The 430-nt window shown below is 41.4% G+C and carries 1 protein-coding gene; it reads right to left on the reverse strand.

Annotated elements, in window-relative coordinates:
- Positions 1-328, reverse strand: a 328-nt coding sequence (locus EXE44_RS18295; RefSeq protein WP_241991899.1) for a hypothetical protein, incomplete at its 3' end; no start/stop codon positions are given.
- Positions 329-430 lie beyond the last annotated feature (102 nt).

The following is a 430-nucleotide window of genomic DNA, read 5'->3' on the forward strand; positions in this document are numbered from 1 at the left end:
TTACGGTTCCCTGAGATTGAATTAGTTCCTTTAGTATATGATACAAGACACTTTTGAACTTTGTACGACGAATTTTGAGGTTCGCCATCCTCTGGCTATTTCCAATTATCCTGTCGGCTATTATCTCCGCCTCAGTTTGATCTTCCGCTTCAGACTGCCATTTTTCACATAATGAATCTATTTCACCCCACAATCCTTCATCCGCCTCCGCATCTTGTTCCGTTAAACTATTGACTTCATGTTGTACATTGTTTAGTTCACGAGAAGGGTCCTCTTCAGGCGGTAGCTCCTGATCTCCTATATGACCTTTATCCTGTTCTCTTTCCACAAACTTAGAAATGTATTCATGAATTATGGAGCACCTAATAACATTCTTCAAGGCGGAGAAGTTTGGGCCAGATGCCCAATATGCTTGACATGAAAACGTGAG

This window comes from Halorubrum sp. SS7, assembly GCF_005435055.1.
GTDB lineage: Archaea > Halobacteriota > Halobacteria > Halobacteriales > Haloferacaceae > Halorubrum > Halorubrum salinarum.